A 20597-nucleotide genomic window follows, 5' to 3' on the forward strand; every position below is an offset into this window, starting at 1 on the left:
AGTTACGAGATGATCTGCCCTGATTGTCCGATACTTATCATACAAAGGTTGTTAATTCACTACATGGGCTCTTTGTTTTTGCTGAACGCCACTGGCGATTTTGTAACATTCTTCTACATGTGCCTCGGCCACTTTTTTCATCACAAAATAGCCTAAACTTGCCGCAATAATTTGCCCGCCTAAAGGAATAAATTTAGTCACTTGTTTGGTGATGACCTTTGCTGCCACATTGTTGAGGGATTTTTTCACCGCAGTACGTGCCACGACCAAACCGGAGAATTCGACTCCACGTTTACGCAGTTCATTCCACTGCACTTGTTTGGTTTCTGGATCATAGACACTGATTTGTTCAGGAGCTAAACCAAAACGTGCATTCACTTCTGGAATGAGTTGTGACAAAATTCCAACGTCGATGACAACATCCAGAAACGGAACAGGCACGACGGCAGCACCTGCAGAAAAATAAGCACGTTTTTTGACAAGTTCTAAGCATTCTGCACGAATGGTTTCCAAATTTAATGCTGGGTCTATTGAGTCTGGAATTTTATCTATTTTCATAATGTAAATACCTTGAACTTGGTGTTGGTTTTTCTATTCAATCATTATTAAGGCGCGAATTTCAAACACATTTTTGATTCGAACCGAAATCTAAAAGTGACATAGACAGATGCAGATGTATAGTAAATAATCTTTATGGTTTTGTAGGTATTTCATTTTCGAACATTAAAGGGGTAGCTCATTCATGGCAATTCATGTGATTCAAAGTCAGCGTATTGATGTACTGGTACATGCCATGCTGACGACCGTGAATATGCCTGCGAATACGCCTTTTCAAGTTCTGCAAACCCAGCATTTTATTGTGCCGTCACATGCAGTTGAAGCCTGGCTGACACAGAAACTGGCCGAACAAAAAGGCATCAGTGCCAATACCCAGTTTCATCATCGAATTCGTGGTTTTCAATGGTCAGCCTATCAATGGGTGCTGACTGAGCAAAAAGAACAAGTCCGTAAAGCCAATATCCCGCGCATTATTATTAAGTGGCGCGTGTTTCAGGCACTCAAAGCCTTTATTCAGGCTGAACAAAATCCTTTGGCACACGATCACCCTTTACGTTCTATTGTGCAGCGGATTTATGACAGTGCCGACCGTTTAGAGCAAGGCATCGAAAAACAGCTGAAAAAGCAGGGCATGCTGTATTGGGTAGCAGAACAGGTGTCACGTCTGTTTAGCCATTACATGGAGTATCGAGGGCATTGCCAGAAAAATTGTCCGCCGAATATGTGCAGTTGCCAAACCAACTGGTTACAGGCGTGGGGACAAAATAAAGAACTCTCCATTGAAGATATGTTCTTTAAAACCAATACTGAAATTTCCGAATTTACTTTAAATCAGGCACGTGAACTGGAAGCGTGGCAGCGCTGGTTATGGCAGGAAGTGTTTCATCAGGACTTTGAACAAATGCAAAGTATTGATGCCATGTTCTGGGAAATTCTGGATGATCCTGAAACACGTAAAGCGGCTTTAAAAAAACTGCCACGACAGTTGGTGATTTTCACCTTGCTCGATTTGCCGCCGATGCAACTGGAATTTTTACGCCGTTTGGGGCAGTACATTGACATCTATATTCTGCATTACAACCCATCACAGGAATATTGGGCAGACAGTGTCGATCCGAACTGGAAAGCGCGTTACGACGTAGGGGTCAAAGAACGCTTTATTGCCAAAAATCCGAAAGCCAGGGATGCCGATATTGAGAAATTCTTTCAGGAATTTACCCTAAATTTCAATGCAGAACAGCGTGAGTCACGCCATCCATTACTGACCCGTTTTGGTAAACAGGCCCGAGATCATTTTTCGTTGTTGTCCAACTTGTCTTCAGGCGAAGATGGGGTCTGGGCAGATGCCTTTGTCGATGAATATCAAGATAATCTGCTCGGTAAAATTCAGTCCGATGTGTTGTATCTAGTCGAGCCTGAAAAGCATCAATATGTGCTGGATGAACAGGATGATTCGATTCAGATTCATGTCTGCCATTCCAGTTTGCGCCAGCTCGAAGTTTTAAAAGAACAACTGATTCACTGGCTGGCACAAGGCACAAAAGATGCACCACGCAGACCAAATGACATCTTGGTTTTAAGCCCAAGTTTGAGTGAGCTTGAACCACTGATTCGTAGTGTATTTGCACCACCGCCTAGCGAGCGCGACCTGATTCAGCAAAAAGCGGGCAGCAGTCATCAACTGTCCAAAGACAGTGTTTATTTGCCGATTAAAATTGCCGGCGTGACTCAACTGGATGCACTGAATGCCTGGAAAGCCGTGTTGGGGCGAATTGAGCTGATTCAAAAACGGTTTACTATTGAAGATTTTGCCGATTGGCTCAGTCTAAGTGCAACCCAGCAGCGCTACGCTTTAGAAGTCAATTCGATTGAACGAATCACTGAATTGCTGATAGATGCCGGCTTTAAGCGTGGACTAGATGCCCAGCATTTGAAACGCAGCCTGTGTGAGGGCGATGAAGACTACCGCTTTAGTTTTAAATTCGCGCTTGATCGTTTGGCTTTGGGGATTGCCATTCCTGAACATAGCTTGTTTCAAGGCACGCTGAGTTTTGCCAAAGTCTTGCCGAGTGACTTTGAGCTGATTGCCAAGTTGATTCAGATTTATCAGGATTTTGATGCACGTCGTGACTGGATGATTGCGCATGAGCAAGGTCAAAGTGTACCTGTGGAGCAATGGCTAAAATACCTGATGCAGGACATTGCCGAGTTTGAAGAAGCCGGTGTTGAATCCTTAACGGCGGTTTATAAGATTATCAAAAAACAAGAACGAATGCTGACACTGGCGAGTTTTTATGATGAGCACGATCATCATGCCTTACGCAGTTTGAGCTTACCCTTGCCTTATTTGCTGGCGGAAATTAACAGTACGCTGGAAACTCAGTTGGAACATGCTGAACCGACCGGTCAAATTACCTTTAGTCAAATTGGGCAGATTCGTCCTGTCCCGTATAAATTGATTGTGATGCTTGGACTCGATAGCGGCAAGTTTCCAAATCGCAGCCAGCATTTACCTTTCGATTTGATGGATTTGCTGAAACCCCAGTTGGGAGACCGTTCCCGTCTGGAAGATGATCAAGGGGCATTTTTAGATAATCTGCTGTTGGCGCAGGACAACTTATGGCTGTTTTATAACGGCTTCGATATTAATGATGGTGAAGTGCGTGATCCATCCACCGTGTTACAGGAACTGGTGCAACATCTGGCTTTTATTGTCCAGACCAAACAGCCAGATACAGCAGCGGATGCAACCGTGGAGATTAATGGCGTGGTAGTGCCTGAACAACTGCAGTCACTTTATCATGTCCATCCTTTATTGCCCTTTGATCCAGTAGGTTTTGAGTCGACTCGACCAGTGCGTTATCAGGATCAATGGTTCTGTGTGGCCGGGCAGCTTCGCCATGCCACGGGACAGCGCTCATCTTGGGTGAATACGCCGTATCAGAATCTGCAGCAAGAGGTTCAGGTGCTGGACAGTCATCAATGGATTCAGGATGTGACTTTCCCTGCACGCCTGTATTTAAAAACTTTAGGCGTGGAAAATTTGCGCCCTGAAGATTTACCTGCGTTGCAAGAACCTTTGTTACTGGATGGTCTGGCACGTTATGCAGTGCGCCAGTTCTTGCAAAAGCAGGACGGTACGGCACAGCCTGAGTTATTGATGGATCAATTGCCGATTGGCAAACTGCAGCAAACTAGCTGGCAGATGAGCGTGGTGGAGCAAGAACGCTTAAAAGCGCGGTTGCTAAAATATGCACCTGAGGTGACTCCGACCACGCAGCAGGTGTGGAAGGTCAATGATCATGTCTATATGAATATTACCCTGCCAAAAAATAGCGCTGAAAAATGGGTCAATCTGGAAGCATCGAGTGCACGTGCCAAGCGTCGCGCCAAAGTCTGGCTGGAATATTTACTCTGGCTGGCTTATCTGAATATGGGTGAGGGCGGTGAAAAACTGGCGCGCATTGTGGTGTTCAGTGACCGGACCATTTTATGTCATGGCGTCACCTCGAACAAAGCACGCGAGTGGCTGGATCACTGGTTGGCGGCCTGGAAATATGGGCAAAGCCAACCGCTGGTTTTACCGGCAGCCTTGCTGCTGAAAATTGCTGAAAAAGACAAAGAGCATGACTGGCAACCGAATGAACAGAACCAGATGTGCATTGACGATATGGATGTGATCTATAAAGACTGGCATGAAGATGGCAAGTTCAGCGGTTTTTCTGTCGCGGATAACGAAGCCACCAAAATGCACCGTGACTGGCAGTTTATTTTACAGGAACAGGATGCGACCGCTTTATTAGAAGATGCCTGTGCGCAATTTTCCTATCAGCTTTATCAGCCGGTATTTATGCATCAACAAGTGATTGAGGAATAAGAATAAATGAATCATCCTCAAACATTAAAAAAGCCGTCGTTTAACCCGATTGTGGATATGCAGTTCAAAGGTTTGCACTGGATTGAAGCGTCGGCCGGCACAGGAAAAACCTTTACCCTGTCCAGTTTGATGGTGCGGATATTCCTGAATCAGTATTTGCCGAATCAGGTGATTGCCACCACCTTTACCCGTGCCGCTGCAGCTGAATTGAAAAACCGGATTCGGCTGCGTCTGGTTGAAACCTTACGTTATTTTGAAAGCTGCCAAAAACTTACCGATGCTGAAATTCAGGCCAAAATAGCGGCTGAAACCGATCCTTTATTTCAAAAGGTGTTAAGCGATTATGCCACGCGGGTAGATTTCGCTCGTGAACGTTTAAAACTGGTGATTGATCAGCTGGATGAACTGTTTGTCGGCACCTTGGACAGTTTCAGTCAAAAGTTATTGCGCGAGTTTTCATTTGAAAGCGGCAAGATTGAACGGGCTGATATCACCGATGATGCCAAGAGTTATACCCATCAGCTGATTCATGATGTCTTGCGCGAATGGATTCAATTGCAACCGCAAAATGTGGTCAATTATCTGTTGCTCAATCAAAAGTTGAAGTCGCAGGAGGCCTATGTTCCTGTGGTGGAAAATACCCTGAATTTTGCCTCGGCACAGTTTCAGGAAGTCACTGCGCCAGAACTGGATTTAAACCAGTTTGAACAGCTGGTGGATAACTTTATTCAGCTGGATTTAAGCCTGATTTCCACCTTAAGCGAATATTATTCGGCTGATGGACAATATCATTCGGTAATTGGTAAGAAATGGCGTACTGATGGCTTGATGCAGCGTACGTTGTGTGATGATTTACCGGCTTTTATTCAGGCTTTGGCTGAACAGCGCTGTTATGCTTTATTTGCGCCACATTTTGAAAATACCCTGAAAAACTTGATGGATCTGGCGACTAAAAAAGTCTTAAATAAATGTGCCGAAGATGTGCTGCATCAGTTCGAGCAGCACGGGCTGATTCAAGCACTGAAAAGTTTTTGTGAGGCTTTGTCCAAACTGAATATGGATCTGGATTTACTGGATGCCTATCTGAAATTCTATCTTAGCCGCGAAGTCAAAAAACGCTTGCCGCAAGTACTGCAGCAGAAAAGTGAAACCACCTTTGCCCAGCAAATTCGAACCTTGGCAGAAGCCTTGCAAGGCGAGCAAGGGCTGCGTTTTGCCAAGTTTGTGCAGGCCCATTATCCCTTGATTTTGGTGGATGAATTTCAGGATACCAATCAGGATCAAGACGATATGCTGGCGCGAATTTGGCGGGACCAGAAGCGCTATATGCAAGGCTGCATGATCATGGTCGGTGACCCGAAACAGGCCATTTATGGCTTCCGCGGTGGCGATATGCTGACCTATAACAAAGCCCGAGCCGATGTGCTGTCCAAACAAGGTCAGGAATACAGTTTGCGACACAACCATCGTTCAGTTAAAGCACTAGTAGAAGCGGTCGATGCTTTATTCCAGCGCCAGATGGATTTTGGGGAAGAGGTGTTTTACAGTCCAGTTCAGGCCGGTGCACGTCCCCATCCACCGCTTATTGATGCACAGGGTGAAAATCATCAGCCGCTGCGCTGGTTGCAATTGAGCGATAAAAAAGCAGAGCCGATTCAGGTCGCGTGGAAAATCCGCAATTTACTCAATCAGGGCATTGAAGAAAAACTCTATCTTGCAGAAAAAACTGGACCGAAATATCTGATTGAAAATGAAATCGCGATTTTATCTAAAAATCATGATGGTCTGGATAAAGCCCAATATGAATTGGAGCGCTTAGGCATTCGGGTCAATCGCCCGTCGAAACGCAGTGTGTTTGATCATCAGGTCGCCAAAGATGTTGGCGCGGTGCTAAGTGCGATCCTGCATCCCTATGACGAAGGCAAAATTAAACGGGCTTTATTGAGCCGATTATTGGGTTTCAATTTACAGCAACTGATTCAGCTTGAAGCCCGAGCGGATGGCTTAAGCCAGTTTATTTACGATTTCGACTGTATTCGTGAAATGTGGCTGGAAAAGGGCTTTTTAACTGCTTGGCAGTATTGCCTGAATTTATTTCAGGTCTGGAAAAATCTGGTCGCCACCCAAAGCCGGGATAATGAACGTACGGTGGTGAACTTACGCCACCTGACCGAATTGCTGAGTCAGCACAGTGAGCAATATCAAGGCGCACAAAAGCTTTACCACTGGTATTTGAAACAACTGCAATCTCCGGCGGAACGCGAGTGGGAACTGGAGCGCAAACTGTCGAATGAGGCAGGGGTGCAACTGATGACTATTCATCAGTCCAAAGGCCTAGAGTTTAAAATTGTATTCTTGCTCGGCGCGGATAAAGACTTCAGGGAAATGAACAAAACCCTGAATTTTTCGACTGTAGAACATGTGCATCCGGTGACTGGAAAAGTTGAGGTGCAGCGTGTGGTGGCGGTGAATGACAAGAACTTGCTGCAACAGGGCGCAATTGATCAGCACAATGCCCGTGCCGTGGCAGAGCAACATCGGCTTTGGTATGTGGCGTTGACCCGAGCCAGTCATCGGGTCTATGCGGTGTTGCAAGATCAGGACGGCAAATCCAATCATGGTTTGGCTTTCTGGCGTGGGCAAGCCTTTGTTCATTCCGCCAGTGCAGACGAAGCTTTGCTGAATGACAAGCCGATCAAGTTACAGGTCAAGCAGCAACAAGAACCTTTGCCTTTACAGGCGCTAGAATTTCCCAAGCAGCGTTTTTATCCACGTTCTAAGACCAGTTTCAGTGCGCTGGCTCAGCATTTAACGCGTAAACAAGCCATTGATGCCTTAGCGGTGAATACCGATCAAATGCTCAGCGCGGCAGATGAAATCCACGTGATTGAAACGGTTGCCACGGTAGCGACTCAACCGCTGTCATGGATCAAGCGTAATTTTCCGATGGGAACTGTGGCTGGAACCTTCCTGCACGAAATTTTTGAACATATTGATTTCAAAGATCAGCAGGACTGGCCTCTGGAAATTCGCCGCCGTTTTAAGAATGACTATCCAGGTTTATGGCTGGAATTATCAAATAAATATGAACAAGAGTTTCAGCAGCAGGATGAAGAGCAGCTGATTGCCTGGATGAGTGAATGGTTGCAACAGGTTTTAGCTACGCCTTTGCATCAGGATTTTCAACTGAATCAACTGACTGAACATGAACATCTGGCTGAATTTCCCTTTTATTTGTCCTTGTCAGATCATGTCTTGGCGATTCAACGTATTCATCAGCTCTATGCAGAACATGGCATTGAAATGCTGGATTTCAATCAGGCCAATTCCGCACGGTATTTAACCGGTTCAATCGATCTGGTTTATTTTGATGGTCAGCAATATCATATTGCCGATTATAAAAGTAACTTTTTAGGCACCGATCAATCGCATTATGTTGATGGTGAAATTCGGCAGAGTATGTCCCAAGCTAGCTACTGGTTGCAGGCAGGCCTGTATCTGGTAGCGTTGCATCGTTATTTGACGGTTCAAATGCAGGACTATGCCATTGAAAAACATTTGGGCGGTGCAAGTTATCTGTATTTACGCGGCATGAACGGGCAGGCTGAACAGGGATTTTATCACTGGAAACCAGATGCTGAATTTATACTGCGTCTTGATGCTATTTTGGGCTATTTTGCTGAAGATAAAAGCAGCAAAATCGCTTAATTTAGCGAAATTAATAGCTTTTAAACAAATAATTAAGCTGTGGATAACTTTGAGGATAACTGTGTGGAAAATAAACAATATAAAGATGATCAAAGCGCTGAATGGATCAGCACTTGGAGTCGGTTTATTCGCCAGAAGCCTTTTAGTCAGGCAGCACAGGACGAAAATGACAACGATATTATTGAACAGGTTCTGGAAGCGATTCAACAAGGCGACAGTTGTATTTCTGCAACTCAAGCGCAAGCCGATACCCTGAATGATTTAGTGGTTGCAGTAGCCAATATTCAGCAGCATATCGCTCCCTTTGTGTATGAAGATCAAAGATTGTATTTGTATCGTTACTGGGCACTGGAACAATCTTTAGTGCAGCAAGTGGCACGATTAAAACAGCAGGCTATTGAAGCGCTTGATATTTCGGCCTATCCAAATTTATTGAGCGATGAACATCAACTAAAAGCCTTAAGTATGGTGGCGAAGCAAAGATTAAATATCATTACTGGTGGGCCGGGAACCGGAAAAACCTACACCCTGGCACGTATTATTGCCGTGCTGAACCAGGCGATGCCGAATATCCGCATTGCCATGGCAGCACCCACCGGTAAAGCGGCACAGCGCATGAAAGAGGCGCTGCAAAACTCGCTCAATGATGAAAAACTACAAGACTTAGTCACTGATGATTTAAAACAACTCAATCCAATTACTATTCACCGTTTATTGGGTTTAGGAACGGCTTATCAGCCGCGATTTCATGTCAAACAACCTTTAGCCTATGACGTAATTGTAGTCGATGAAGCCTCGATGCTGGACTTAAGTTTGGCCAACATGCTGTTGTCTGCAGTGCCAGATCATGCACGTTTAATTTTATTGGGTGATGCAGATCAGTTGGCTGCGGTGGATGTCGGTTCGGTGCTGGCAGATTTACAACAAGTTCCTGCTTTAGCCGAGAATCGAGTGAATTTGGTCACCAGTCGCCGTTTTAAGGAAGGTGCTCTCATTGGGCAAATGGCGAAATTTATTCAAGCGCAACAATCCACTCAAAATGGCGCAGCCTTGCTGGAAAAGTTTGCCGAGCAAGTGGTTCGTCCGAGTGACATCCAATCGGTATCCCTTCAATCTGAAATGGATGATCAAATTCAACTGGAATATTTGCCACAGAATATGTCCAAGCAATTTGATTGGACACCGTATTACGACAAATTGATGCTGGGTTATCAGCATTATGTTAATGCACTGAAAAGCTATTTAACCGCTAATGAGCCTGAACTTTGGGTGCAACATGTAGTCAAAGTTTTTGATGATTATCGAATTTTGGCCGCCATTCGACATGGTGCCTTGGGTTTGACCCAGTTGAATCTGCAAATCGAACAGCGCTTACTGGATGCTTTATCATTACAGATGAGTAAGCAAGGGGATTGGTATGTCGGTCGTCCAGTGATGATGACCTATAATGATTACCAGCTGGGCTTGTCGAATGGTGATATCGGGATCTGTTTTAAACGCAGTCGAGATGGACAGTCACAATTCGAAGTTTATTTTCCCAGTTTAGAAAAATGGGTGCCGGCTACCCGCTTACCGAAAAGTATTGAAACAGCATTTGTACTGACGATTCATAAATCGCAAGGTTCGGAATTTACCCATACCGCAGTCGTTTTAGATGAAACAGCAAAGGATTTATTAAGTAAAGAATTACTGTATACCGCTATTACCCGTGCCAAAAAGGTGGTGAGTCTTTTGGCAGATCAAGATGCCTTAGTACAATCTTTAACCGTTAAAACCATGCGGAAAAGTGGAGTATTAGAGAAGGTTAATAATTTGCTCAATTATTCCCTCGATTATTAATAATAAATAACTAATCTTTATTTTTGTACGAAATTGCTTACATCAATTCGAGAAATTGACGCATAGAGCTTTAAGACCGTTTTTGAGATGATGGCTGAACATAAAAAGCTCAACACGGAAAGTTGGGTAAAATCGTCATAAAATATAATAATAATGTCGAAAGACAGCGAACTTACAGTGAAGTAAGTAAAAAGAGGAAACTTACAGCCGCTAAGCCTTGTAGTTTTGGGAGAGACTACAGGGCTTTTTTATATGCAAAAAATATCGCTTTTTCACAAAATGATTTGCTAAGCTGCTATGAGCACTAAAAATATTGCTTGGTTTATTTTAAATTGGACTCGAAGGTCAGGGTTTGTATGTAATGAATATTACATGATCACTTAGTTATTGTACTTAAAGGAAAATTATAAATTAACTACGTTATACCAATAATAAAAAAACAATTAATGTACGTAAAGGCTTACAAATAGATACGCAAAATGCGACTTCTTTACATAAAGCTTTATGGCAAAATCAATCACACAGGGAAGTACCAGTTACACAAGGATTGTTTATAATAATAACCGCGAAAAAGCGAACATTATTACTATAAATAAAATAATAATTATTAAAACATAAGAAACTACAGCGCAAAAAAAGCCCAAGCCTAGCTTGGGCTTTTTTTTATCTTGTATTCTGATGTAGGCAATGGATACGGATACTTAAGATGATACTTCTCAAAATAGAAAAATAATAAAAAATGGAGGTGTAATGCGTGATTTTATTGCTGAATTGGTAAGTTAAATTTACAGATAGAAAAAGAAAGGCTATAACGGATCAGCGAATTGAAATAAAAAGATGAAAACACGTTTCTATTTTTGCAATCACCCGACTTTTCCCTTAAAATAGCGCACTTGCTGTAGTGATGCACGGCAGTCAATTGAGTAATCGATTGATTCCTATCATATGTAATTTTTTAAGCATCTCGGAGAAATCGAATGGCTTTAACAAACGCAGATCGCGCAGAGATCGTTGCTAAATATGCTCGCGCTGAAAACGATACTGGTTCACCTGAAGTACAAGTAGCTTTGTTGACTGCACAAATCAATGATTTGCAAGGTCACTTTAAAGAACACAAACACGACCACCATAGCCGTCGCGGTCTTATCCGTATGGTTAACCAACGTCGTAAGCTTCTTGACTACCTTAAAGGTAAAGACACTACTCGTTACAGCGCTTTGATCGCTGCTTTAGGTTTACGTCGTTAATTCGATTAAACTTATTTTTCGGACTATTGCATTTTGAATGCTGTCAGACTGAAAAAGAAAGTCTACCTGGCTCCAACCAGGTAAGGGGAAGGGGCGATTGTTTCGCTCCTTCTTTGTGTCTTAAATTAGTGTTTTGAAAATCTGGTGAGGTCGGCTTCTAAGCTTTGTCATTTATACTTACAGCTGAGTAATGTGAATGCCAAACCTTAGGGGTCTCCACTAGAATAGTTGTTCACAAGAACTAGGAAATATAAATACATGTCGATGTTTAATATTATTCGTAAAGAATTTCAGTTCGGTCAACACCAAGTTGTACTTGAAACTGGTCGTGTTGCACGTCAAGCCAACACAGTTGTAATCACTATGGGCGGCGTAACGGTACTCGTTGCGATTGTTGCTCAACCAAAAGCAAAAGCAGGTCAGGACTTCTTCCCCCTTACTGTTAACTATCAAGAAAAACAATATGCTGCCGGTCGTATCCCAGGTGGTTATGGTAAGCGTGAAGGCCGTCAGTCTGAAGCTGAAACTTTAATTTCACGTTTGATTGACCGTCCAATTCGTCCATTGTTCCCGGAAGGTTTCTATAACGAAATCCAAGTAACAGCCACTGTTATTTCTTCTGACAAAACCATGGATGCTGATATTGCTGCAATGATTGGTACTTCAGCTGCAATGTCAATTGCGGGTGTTCCGTTCCGTGGTCCAATCGCGGGCGCGCGCGTTGGTCTAATCAACGGCGAATACATTCTTAACCCGAACCACGAACAATTGAAAGAATCTGATCTTGATTTGGTTGTTGCGGGTACTGAAGCTGCAGTATTGATGGTTGAATCTGAAGCGAAAGAACTTTCAGAAGACCAAATGCTGGGCGCTGTACTTTTCGGTCATGACGAAATGCAAATTGCGATTAAAGCGATTAAAGAATTTGCTGCAGCTGCGGGTGCGGTTGAATCAACTTGGGTTGCTCCAGTTAAAAATGAAGCGCTTCTTGGTCAATTAAAAGATGCATTCGAAGCAAAAATCTCTGAAGCATATACAATTGCAGTTAAACAAGACCGTTATGCGGCACTTGATGCACTTTATGCTGAAGCTGTTGCTCAGTTCGTTCCAGAAAATGACGAAACTGGTATTGCTGATGAAGTAAATGAATTATTTGAAGACTTAAAATACCGTACAGTACGTGACAACATCTTGTCTGGTAAGCCACGTATCGATGGTCGTGACACGAAAACTGTTCGTGGTATCGATGTTCAAGTGGGCGTATTGGGTCGTGCACACGGTTCAGCATTGTTCACACGCGGTGAAACTCAAGCGTTGGTAACAACGACTTTGGGTAATACACGTGATGCATTGATGGTTGATACTTTGTCAGGTACTAAAACTGACAACTTTATGTTGCACTACAACTTCCCTGCATACTCTGTCGGTGAAACGGGTCGTGAATCTGGTCCTAAACGTCGTGAAATCGGTCATGGTCGTTTGGCGCGTCGTGGTGTTCAAGCTGTGCTTCCACCAGCTGACCGCTTCCCGTACGTAATTCGTATTGTATCTGACATCACTGAATCTAACGGTTCATCTTCAATGGCCTCTGTTTGTGGTGCTTCATTATCACTTATGGATGCAGGTGTTCCATTGAAAGCACCAGTTGCGGGTATCGCAATGGGTCTGGTGAAAGAAGGCGAACGTTTCGCAGTTCTTTCTGACATCTTGGGTGATGAAGATCACTTAGGTGACATGGACTTTAAAGTAGCCGGTTCTGCAAACGGTATTACTGCGCTTCAAATGGATATCAAGATTGAAGGTATCACTGAAGAAATCATGGAAGCTGCATTGAACCAAGCGTATGCGGGTCGTATGCACATCTTGAACGAGATGAACCAAGTGATTTCACGTGCTCGTCCTGAAATTTCTATGCATGCGCCTACATTCCAAGTGATTAACATCAACCCGGACAAAATCCGTGATGTGATCGGTAAAGGTGGCGCGACTATTCGTGCAATCACTGAAGAAACTAAAGCAGCGATTGATATTGAAGATAACGGTACAGTTCGCGTATTTGGTGAAACTAAAGCAGCTGCAGCTGCTGCGGTTGCTAAAATCCAGGCGCTTACTGCTGAAATCGAACCAGGTACAATTTACGTAGGTAAAGTGATTCGTATTGTTGAATTCGGTGCATTTGTAAACATCATGCCAGGTACTGACGGCCTACTTCATATTTCTCAAATTTCTAACGAACGTATTGCCAATGTTGCAGACGTATTGACAGAAGGTCAGGAAATTAAAGTACAAGTTGCTGACGTGGATAACCGTGGTCGTATTAAATTGACTATGAAAGACATCGAACAGGTTTAATGTCTTGAATATTCACATGAGTTAACTCCTGTGAATGAAAATATATGAAAAGTCTTGAGCTTCGTCAAAGAAATAACTTTGGCTTGCTCAGGGCTTTTTTTTGAGATCTAGAAATAAAACGTTATTTGATTGCTTAAGTTTTCAGCGCAGCTCATAATTTTAAGACCGATAGATTGGGTTGCGCAGGTTTCTATCGAGTAACAACAAAAAAGCAAAATTGTGAATAGAGAATTGTTTTAATGCAGGTTTATTATTTCTACCAACATCCGACAGAACATCATATTTTTGTACAAAAACAGCTAAACACTGAAGCCGAACCTGAATTTATCTGGATCGATTGCACTCGGGCTGATGTGGTCACTCGTGCGGAGGCGTGGCAAAAAGAAATAGATCAGCATACACCTGTGTGCTTAAACGAATTTCATGTCAAAGATATTCTAAATTTAGAGCATCCTTGCGCATTTGATACTATGGATGAATATGATTTACTTATTTTTCGTAAACTGATTACCCCAGATGATGAAATAGAAACGGGTGAGCAGGCGCTTGAACAGCACGAAAACACCTTTGGTTTAGCCACCACACCGATTAGTTTTATCATGACACCTCAAGTGCTGATTACGGTGCGTGAGCAAGGTAATAAAGCGATAGAAAATTATATTTCCCGTATTGAAACCAATTTTATCCGTTCTACTCAAGAACAAAATAAGTCACGAAAACTGCCGATTACACCACTCGATTTATCTTTGCGCTTGCTAAACAGTATGGTGGACGGTTATCTGGATTTGCGTGTGCCACTCACCCGACGGGTTGAGTTTTGGCAGCAGGAATTGTTGCAAGGTCATCGCCGGTTTGTGAAGTGGAATCAGTTATTGCAAGAAAGTATGTCTTTTCAGCAAGTTGAAAATCTTTGTGAAGAACAAATTGATGCTTTACAAGAACTAAGAGATGAAATTGTCGATAATTACCCGCATTTAAAAGGCAAGAAGAAGTCCGAACGACAGGATATTATGTTGGTCCGTATGAATGATTTGGTCAGCCATGTGGAAAGAATTCAAAAACATACGATTCGTCTCCGTGCTTCCATTCAAGCAGCTATAGATTTGCATTTTTCAGCCGTCGCCAATCAAACCAATGAAAATATGCGTATCCTGGCCATTATTACCGCCATTTTTGCACCGCTGACTTTATTGACCGGGGTTTATGGAATGAACTTTGAGTTTATTCCAGGTTTAAAATCTCCAACCGGGTTTTGGAGTATGTTGATCGTCATGCTCATTACCACGGTGTTGTTGGTTTATTATTTTTATCGCAGACATTTGGTGGGGCGAGGGGAGCGGAGTGTAATTGATCTGTTGGCACAACAACATAAAGATCAACACGTGAATCTGTTTTGGTTCCTAGACTACGAGCCAATTAAGCAATCCGTTAAAGAAACCATAAAAGAAGTTGAAAAACTGACCAAGTTAAAATAGGGATTTGCTTTTTTATAAATCGCTTTTTATAAAAGAAATCCTATTTTTAAGCGCAATCAGATAAGTTGCCTTAAACTTAAAATCCGCTAAGTGGAATGATCTGTCTTTTCTTATTAAGATTAAAAATTAAGAAGGGTCAGCCACTTGAGCAGTTCGCGTCAGTATTTTATAGATCTCGTCTTTTATTTTGAGTTTTTTGCGCTTCATTGACTCAATATCATCATTGATTAGATGGACCGGATTGAGTTCAAGTTGAGCAATTTCCTTATCCAGTTCCTGATGACTCTCAAATATTTTTGCAAAATGAGGATCATCATGACGCAGTTTATGGATGAGTTCCTGATGCTCTGGAAACATCTTTTTCACTTTTTTATTGCATTCTTTGGTTTTCATAAGCCTAGATTATTCTCACAAAAGTTGGTTTCAGGATAAAAATAACCACTACGTACTTGCCCATATACAGCAGTACGATTCAGTTTCAAAGACTCAATCAAGAGTCTTTTACATTCATGTGTTTAACTTGCTTGCGTAATTGTTGGACTTCATCAATTAAATCCAACATCATCGCCACCGCAGAAAGACTGGCATCAAAGTCGCGTTGTAAACGGTAAGCCCGGCGTGCACGAGACACATCATCGCCAAAGAATTGGTGAATCCGTTCTTCTGGGCGAGTGTCTAAAATATCGTATTCAAGCAGTTGTAAAACCCATTCCGGACTTTGTCCACACGCATCAGCAAAATGCTGAAAAAGCTTCCGCAAAAGCTTGATAAGCCTGGTGTTCATGTTCAGTTTGCGCAGCTGGATATACGATATTTAAAACCAGGAATAAATGACCTGGTGTTTTACTGGGTATCCCTTTATCTTTCAACCGAAGTTGCTGACCTGTCTTGGCATTCTTAGGCAGATTTACTTGAACTTTTGTTCCTTCAGGTGTTGAAGTTTCAATACTTTGTCCTAGAGCTGCTTCCCATGGTGCAACATTGACGGTGTAATAAATGTCTGCGCCTTCAACTCGAATTTTCTTGGTATCTTTATAGTGAATTTCAATATAAAGATCGCCATTTTCCCCCCCGTTGATTCCCGCTTGACCTTGTCCGGAAAGACGGATGCTTTGACCTTCTTTCATTCCTTTAGGAATTTTTACCTGTAAGGTTTTGCGCTGAACTTCAGCTTCGCCAAAAGCATTTAAAGTCGGAATTTGCAAGGTAATCTGTTGAGTTGACCCGTGGTATGCAATCGCTACATCGACTTCGATACTGGCATGTTGGTCTTCACCTTGATAACTACGCTGCTGTTGTCTTTGTTGCTTTTGATATTGATAATTCCCTCCACCAAAGCCTGAACCGAAACGTCCAAAAAGATCTTCAAAGCCACTAAAGTCTGAATGGCCTTGCTGGTTAAATCCTTGGCGGTAGAAGTGTGCATTGTCAAAACCGCCTGTCCCTGTCTGTGTCCCCGATTGATGAAAAGCTTCAGGATGATCCAGCTGAAAATCATATTCAGTTTTTTTCTCTTCATTGCTTAAAGTGTCGTAGGCAACATTAATGCCTTGCATCTTCTCTTCCGCATCCGCTTCTTTACTTACATCGGGATGATATTTTCGAGCCAATTTTCGATAGGCTTTCTTTATTTGATCGGGTGTGGCATTACGCGTAATGCCAAGAACTTCATAATGACTTTTAGGCATAAAAATAGGAAGCCAAAATTGGTTAGGTTTTAATCATTATTGAACCTTTCATAAAATTGAAATAGTGTAGATCTGTACCTTATTGTTTCAAATTATGACAAAAAAGCTCCCAGTGAACAGCCTTTAGAAATTTTGAGTAAGATCAATATCTAATCCAGGTTGCACTAGGTCCAATTACTGTAACCCCAACATAGCTTCGAACATTTAACGGTTTGTTGCTCTCACTTAGAGGTAATTTACCTTGTAGAGTATTATCAATTGGATCGATAACCCGATCATGATTAAGTTCACGTGAGTTATCCAGAATTTGTTTAAAATCCTCGAATAATAGGTAAATCCAGAGAGGATTTGTTTTTAAGTTAGGTAGGCAGTTAGAACGGATCGTTATTTTGTCTTTCCCCCGCATATTTCGGTTGGCTCATGATTCCTTCATAAGAATCATCGGGTTTTTACTACTTTCAGCATGTTTTGTTTTGGTAGGCATGACCTGAAAGCTAGAACATGATCATTAAGAAGGTGGTCTTTATTTTTGAAGTCCGGTTGAATGCCTAAGAGAAGGGGAGAACAATCCGCAGTGCATTTTTTTAGGTAGCCTTACTTTTTTCATAATGATCAATTGCAGTTCGATAGAGAATAGGAGGCACATTGATAATCCTTCCCAGATAAACTCCATTTTTTGTTTGGTCATTAATACGTCTGCCTGCGCATATTCTATTTCGTCTTCAATGGTTATTCATCTACTGGTGAAGCCCGAGATTACTGCATAACTAAAGCTGTCTTAACAAGCAATAATCCACAAAAAAATATTTTTTATTCATATCCATATTCCGAATGCAATTAATTATTTTTATATTGTAGAAATAAAGGGTTATTGTCATTTTTTGCTTTGATCTATAGGAAGATTTTCCTCAAAAATAGCCAGACTACAACTACGAAGCTTCAGATAAAACCACAACAGGAATATAAGCTTAAATTTTCTGATAAAAAAGAGCAGCTATATTGCTACTCTTGTTTTAGAATTTGGAGCCAATTTAGCTCAGATGTTTCCCAAACAGTCCAAAAGCTTCTTCGGCAGTAAAGGTATAGCGGGTGCTACAGAACTGGCAGTCCATGGTAATTGGGTTTTGAAACTCCAAGGTTTCACGAACCGCCTCGACCCCAATCTGAATCAATGCATTGGCGCAACGGTCTTTAGAACAGGTACAACCAAAACTTAATTGTTCCACTTCGGGTAAGCGAACATCTTCTTCATTATATAAACGGTAAAGAATTTCTGTTGCTTCAAGCTCAGTTAACTCTTCTGGCTTTAAGGTTTCGGTTAACAGGGTCAAACGCGGCCAGAGATCTTCATCTACCCAGTGCTGCTCTTCTTCACTATTACGTGGTAACAGCTGAATCAGTAAACCGCCAGATTGTTTTGCAGTACTGGCCAAGCGAATTTTTGTCGGAATTTGTGCAGATAAATCATAATACTGCATCAAACAACCCGCTAATGTAGGATGTTCAAGGGCAATGATACCTTGATAGCGTTCACCAAACTCAGGTTCAATATTAATAAATAGCACCGGATTGACCAGAGACGTTAAAATAGTACTGCTGTCTTTGGCTTGAAAGAAACGTGGATCTTCTTCGTAATCTGCTGAAGCGCGTAGCTGACCCAAATGATCGCATTCTGCCATCGCCCACTTAAATGTTCCAGCTGCCTGAATTTGCAGGCTAATACGTCCCTTAATTTTAAGAGTGCTGGCGAGCAGAGCTGTAGCACTGAGCATTTCCCCTAAAAGTACTTCTATGGCTTGAGGATAATCCCGTTGAGCAAGAATGGTTTGCAAAACTTTTTCGAGATGCACCACTTCACCACGAACCGGGCAATTTTCAATATAAAAGCGTTGACGTAATTCAGACATAAATTTCTCCAATAGCCGGTGTTAATGGTGTCTACATTGTAAAACACAAGCTAGTTACTATCATCTCTTGTGACATCAATACGCTGATGTGCTAAGCCACGTTGTAAATTGACGCCAGTAGGTTCTTGACGAATCTGGGCATCACTTTCAAATAAGTGTTCAAGCTCTGCTAAAGCATTACGATGTGTTTCATAAATTTTTTGTTCATCGGTATAGACCCGTTGTTGCTGAAGCAATAATTTTTCATCGTAATCACGGAACAATTCAATACTTTTATTGGCATCTTCTTCACTGATCTCTAATTCGCGCAAGGCACGGTAGGCCATACCCAGTGAAGATAAATAGGTTTCACGCCAGATATGTTCTACCCCTAAATCACGCAGTAAATGCACATGATGACGATCACGTGCCCGTACTAAAAGTTTCAGGTTTGGATAGTTTAAACGAATATGACGTGCGACATTCATCGAGTCTTCAATATCATCAATCGCCAGCACAAAAACTTTGGCCTGTTCAATTCCTGCCGAACGCAAGATATCAGGTTGGGTGGCATCACCATAGTATACCTTGCCGCCATACTTGCGCACGAAATCCACTTTTTCTAAATTGCTATCAATTGCGGTAAAGGATTGATGCTGTAAATGCGCAATACGGGCAATGATCTGTCCGAAACGACCAAAGCCGGCAATGATCATCGGGTTATGCGTATCTGGAATTTCATCATAGACAGGCACTTTTTCTTTATCAATTAAAGGAATAATCCAGCTGCTGATCAACCAGTACAGCATTGGGGTGAGCACCATGGAAAGTGTAACAATCAAGGTTACAGGCTCAAGAATCGCTTGGGTGATGACTTTTTCACTACTGGCGACTTTGAGCACCACGAAAGCAAATTCACCGCCTTGAGATAAGCAGGTGGCAAGCAGTAAGCTGTTACGCCATGAATATTTTAAATAACGGGCAATTGCTGTCAGAGTAACGCTTTTGATCAGCATTAAAAGAAGTGCACCACCGATAATCAGCCAAGGCATATCCACCAGCAGGGATAACTGGGTGGTCATGCCGACAGTCATAAAGAACAGCCCCAGTAACAGCCCTTTAAAGGGCGCAATGCTGGCTTCAAGTTCATGGCGGAATTCAGAGTCGGCGAGCAAGACGCCCGTTAAGAAAGCTCCCAAGGTCGTACTAATACCCAGTACATCCATCAGTGCAACCACGCCCAAGACAATAAACAAACCCACTGCCGTAATCAGTTCATGCGCACCACTTTTTGCCACGAAACGAAAAAACGGACGCATCATATAGCGACTAAACAAAAACAAACCGCTAAAGGTCGCAATAATTGCAGCAAAATAGGCAACCCCATGATGGGTCGATTCAGTACCGGCAAGTAGGGGGATAATTGCTAAGAGCGGAATGGCAGCAATATCTTGGAATAGTAAAATAGAAAAGGATTGCTGCCCAAAGGTGGTGTTCAGCTGTTGCTTTTCCGCCAGAAGCTGTAACACAAAGGCCGTAGAGGAAAGTGCCAGTGCCATGCCAATCACAAAGCTGGCAGAAAGGCTCTGGTTCAAGGCAAAAAAGATCAGCACGGCCAGAATAATACCGCTAATGCCGACCTGCAGGCTGCCCATCAAAAAGATGGATTTACGCATCTCCCACAGCCGTTGCGGACGTAGCTCTAAGCCAATAATGAACATCAATAAAATTACGCCAAATTCCGCCAGTTCTTGAATCGCTTCCGGGTCACTGGCAATATTAAAGACACTGGGACCAAGTAAAATACCGGTAAACAAATAGCCGAGTACAGTGGCAATTCCAAAGCGCTTGGCCAAGGGAACCAAGAGTAGGGAAGCACCAAGGAAAATCGTAATTTGCAACAGCAGCGACATTGGTCTGTCCTAGAATTTATTTTAATTTCAAAAAAATTAAGCCCAGCATGAACT

12 protein-coding genes are annotated in these 20597 nt (G+C 42.5%); 6 read left to right on the plus strand and 6 right to left on the minus strand.

Translation table 11 applies throughout. The features are described from left to right. Positions 1-51: 51 nt before the first annotated feature. A complete protein-coding gene (locus ACP69Y_RS11640) occupies positions 52-558 on the minus strand; it encodes a hypothetical protein (protein ID WP_425918540.1) in 507 nt (168 codons plus the stop codon). A gap of 184 nt (positions 559-742) precedes the next feature. Between ACP69Y_RS11640 and ACP69Y_RS11645 the strand changes: the two genes are divergently transcribed. From ACP69Y_RS11645 to ACP69Y_RS11670, 6 genes are all read left to right on the plus strand, one after another. Next, positions 743-4435, plus strand: coding sequence for an exodeoxyribonuclease V subunit gamma (locus tag ACP69Y_RS11645; protein WP_425918541.1), 3693 nt, complete (start codon positions 743-745; stop codon positions 4433-4435). 6 nt (positions 4436-4441) lie between these two features. Then, entirely contained in the window at positions 4442-8143 is a 3702-nt protein-coding gene (locus tag ACP69Y_RS11650) for a UvrD-helicase domain-containing protein (protein ID WP_425918542.1), read from the plus strand. Positions 8144-8206: 63 nt separating this feature from the next. Continuing rightward, on the plus strand, positions 8207-9982 hold the full coding sequence (gene recD / locus ACP69Y_RS11655; RefSeq protein ID WP_425918543.1) for an exodeoxyribonuclease V subunit alpha: 1776 nt from the start codon (positions 8207-8209) through the stop codon (positions 9980-9982). A 977-nt stretch (positions 9983-10959) separates the two neighbouring features. After that, positions 10960-11229, plus strand: coding sequence for a 30S ribosomal protein S15 (gene rpsO, locus ACP69Y_RS11660; RefSeq protein ID WP_067722305.1), 270 nt, complete (start codon positions 10960-10962; stop codon positions 11227-11229). A gap of 264 nt (positions 11230-11493) precedes the next feature. After that, positions 11494-13581, plus strand: a complete 2088-nt coding sequence (gene pnp, locus ACP69Y_RS11665; protein ID WP_425918562.1) for a polyribonucleotide nucleotidyltransferase — start codon at positions 11494-11496, stop codon at positions 13579-13581. Between the two features lie 239 nt (positions 13582-13820). Next, positions 13821-15056, plus strand: a complete 1236-nt coding sequence (locus ACP69Y_RS11670; protein WP_425918544.1) for a magnesium transporter CorA family protein — start codon at positions 13821-13823, stop codon at positions 15054-15056. Between the two features lie 126 nt (positions 15057-15182). On the opposite strand, the gene ACP69Y_RS11675 is transcribed toward ACP69Y_RS11670, so the two are convergent. From ACP69Y_RS11675 to ACP69Y_RS11695, 5 genes are all read right to left on the minus strand, one after another. After that, the gene (locus tag ACP69Y_RS11675; protein WP_131363398.1) at positions 15183-15449 is read right to left on the minus strand and encodes a YdcH family protein; all 267 of its coding nucleotides are present in this window, start codon (positions 15447-15449) and stop codon (positions 15183-15185) included. Between the two features lie 97 nt (positions 15450-15546). Continuing rightward, positions 15547-15816, minus strand: a complete 270-nt coding sequence (locus tag ACP69Y_RS11680) for a chaperone modulator CbpM (protein WP_425918545.1) — start codon at positions 15814-15816, stop codon at positions 15547-15549. Further along, the gene (locus tag ACP69Y_RS11685; protein ID WP_425918546.1) at positions 15788-16744 is read right to left on the minus strand and encodes a DnaJ C-terminal domain-containing protein; all 957 of its coding nucleotides are present in this window, start codon (positions 16742-16744) and stop codon (positions 15788-15790) included. Before ACP69Y_RS11685 ends, ACP69Y_RS11680 begins: the two co-directional genes overlap by 29 nt. Before the next feature lie 1031 nt (positions 16745-17775). Next, positions 17776-18651 (minus strand): Hsp33 family molecular chaperone HslO, encoded by an 876-nt coding sequence (locus tag ACP69Y_RS11690; protein ID WP_425918547.1) that lies wholly within the window; start codon positions 18649-18651, stop codon positions 17776-17778. Positions 18652-18701: 50 nt separating this feature from the next. Continuing rightward, on the minus strand, positions 18702-20543 hold the full coding sequence (locus ACP69Y_RS11695; RefSeq protein ID WP_425918548.1) for a monovalent cation:proton antiporter-2 (CPA2) family protein: 1842 nt from the start codon (positions 20541-20543) through the stop codon (positions 18702-18704). Positions 20544-20597 lie beyond the last annotated feature (54 nt).

The organism is Acinetobacter sp. TSRC1-2 (assembly GCF_049895885.1).
Taxonomy (GTDB): domain Bacteria; phylum Pseudomonadota; class Gammaproteobacteria; order Pseudomonadales; family Moraxellaceae; genus Acinetobacter.

Excerpts from the sequence above, each read along its gene's own strand:
- ACP69Y_RS11640 (WP_425918540.1), bottom strand. The coding sequence starts at position 558 with ATGAAAATAGATAAAATTCCAGACTCAATAGACCCAGCATTAAATTTG.
- ACP69Y_RS11645 (WP_425918541.1), top strand. The coding sequence starts at position 743 with ATGGCAATTCATGTGATTCAAAGTCAGCGTATTGATGTACTGGTACAT.
- ACP69Y_RS11650 (WP_425918542.1), top strand. The coding sequence starts at position 4,442 with ATGAATCATCCTCAAACATTAAAAAAGCCGTCGTTTAACCCGATTGTG.
- rpsO (WP_067722305.1), top strand. The coding sequence starts at position 10,960 with ATGGCTTTAACAAACGCAGATCGCGCAGAGATCGTTGCTAAATATGCT.
- pnp (WP_425918562.1), top strand. The coding sequence starts at position 11,494 with ATGTTTAATATTATTCGTAAAGAATTTCAGTTCGGTCAACACCAAGTT.
- ACP69Y_RS11670 (WP_425918544.1), top strand. The coding sequence starts at position 13,821 with ATGCAGGTTTATTATTTCTACCAACATCCGACAGAACATCATATTTTT.
- ACP69Y_RS11675 (WP_131363398.1), bottom strand. The coding sequence starts at position 15,449 with ATGAAAACCAAAGAATGCAATAAAAAAGTGAAAAAGATGTTTCCAGAG.
- ACP69Y_RS11685 (WP_425918546.1), bottom strand. The coding sequence starts at position 16,744 with ATGCCTAAAAGTCATTATGAAGTTCTTGGCATTACGCGTAATGCCACA.
- ACP69Y_RS11690 (WP_425918547.1), bottom strand. The coding sequence starts at position 18,651 with ATGTCTGAATTACGTCAACGCTTTTATATTGAAAATTGCCCGGTTCGT.
- ACP69Y_RS11695 (WP_425918548.1), bottom strand. The coding sequence starts at position 20,543 with ATGTCGCTGCTGTTGCAAATTACGATTTTCCTTGGTGCTTCCCTACTC.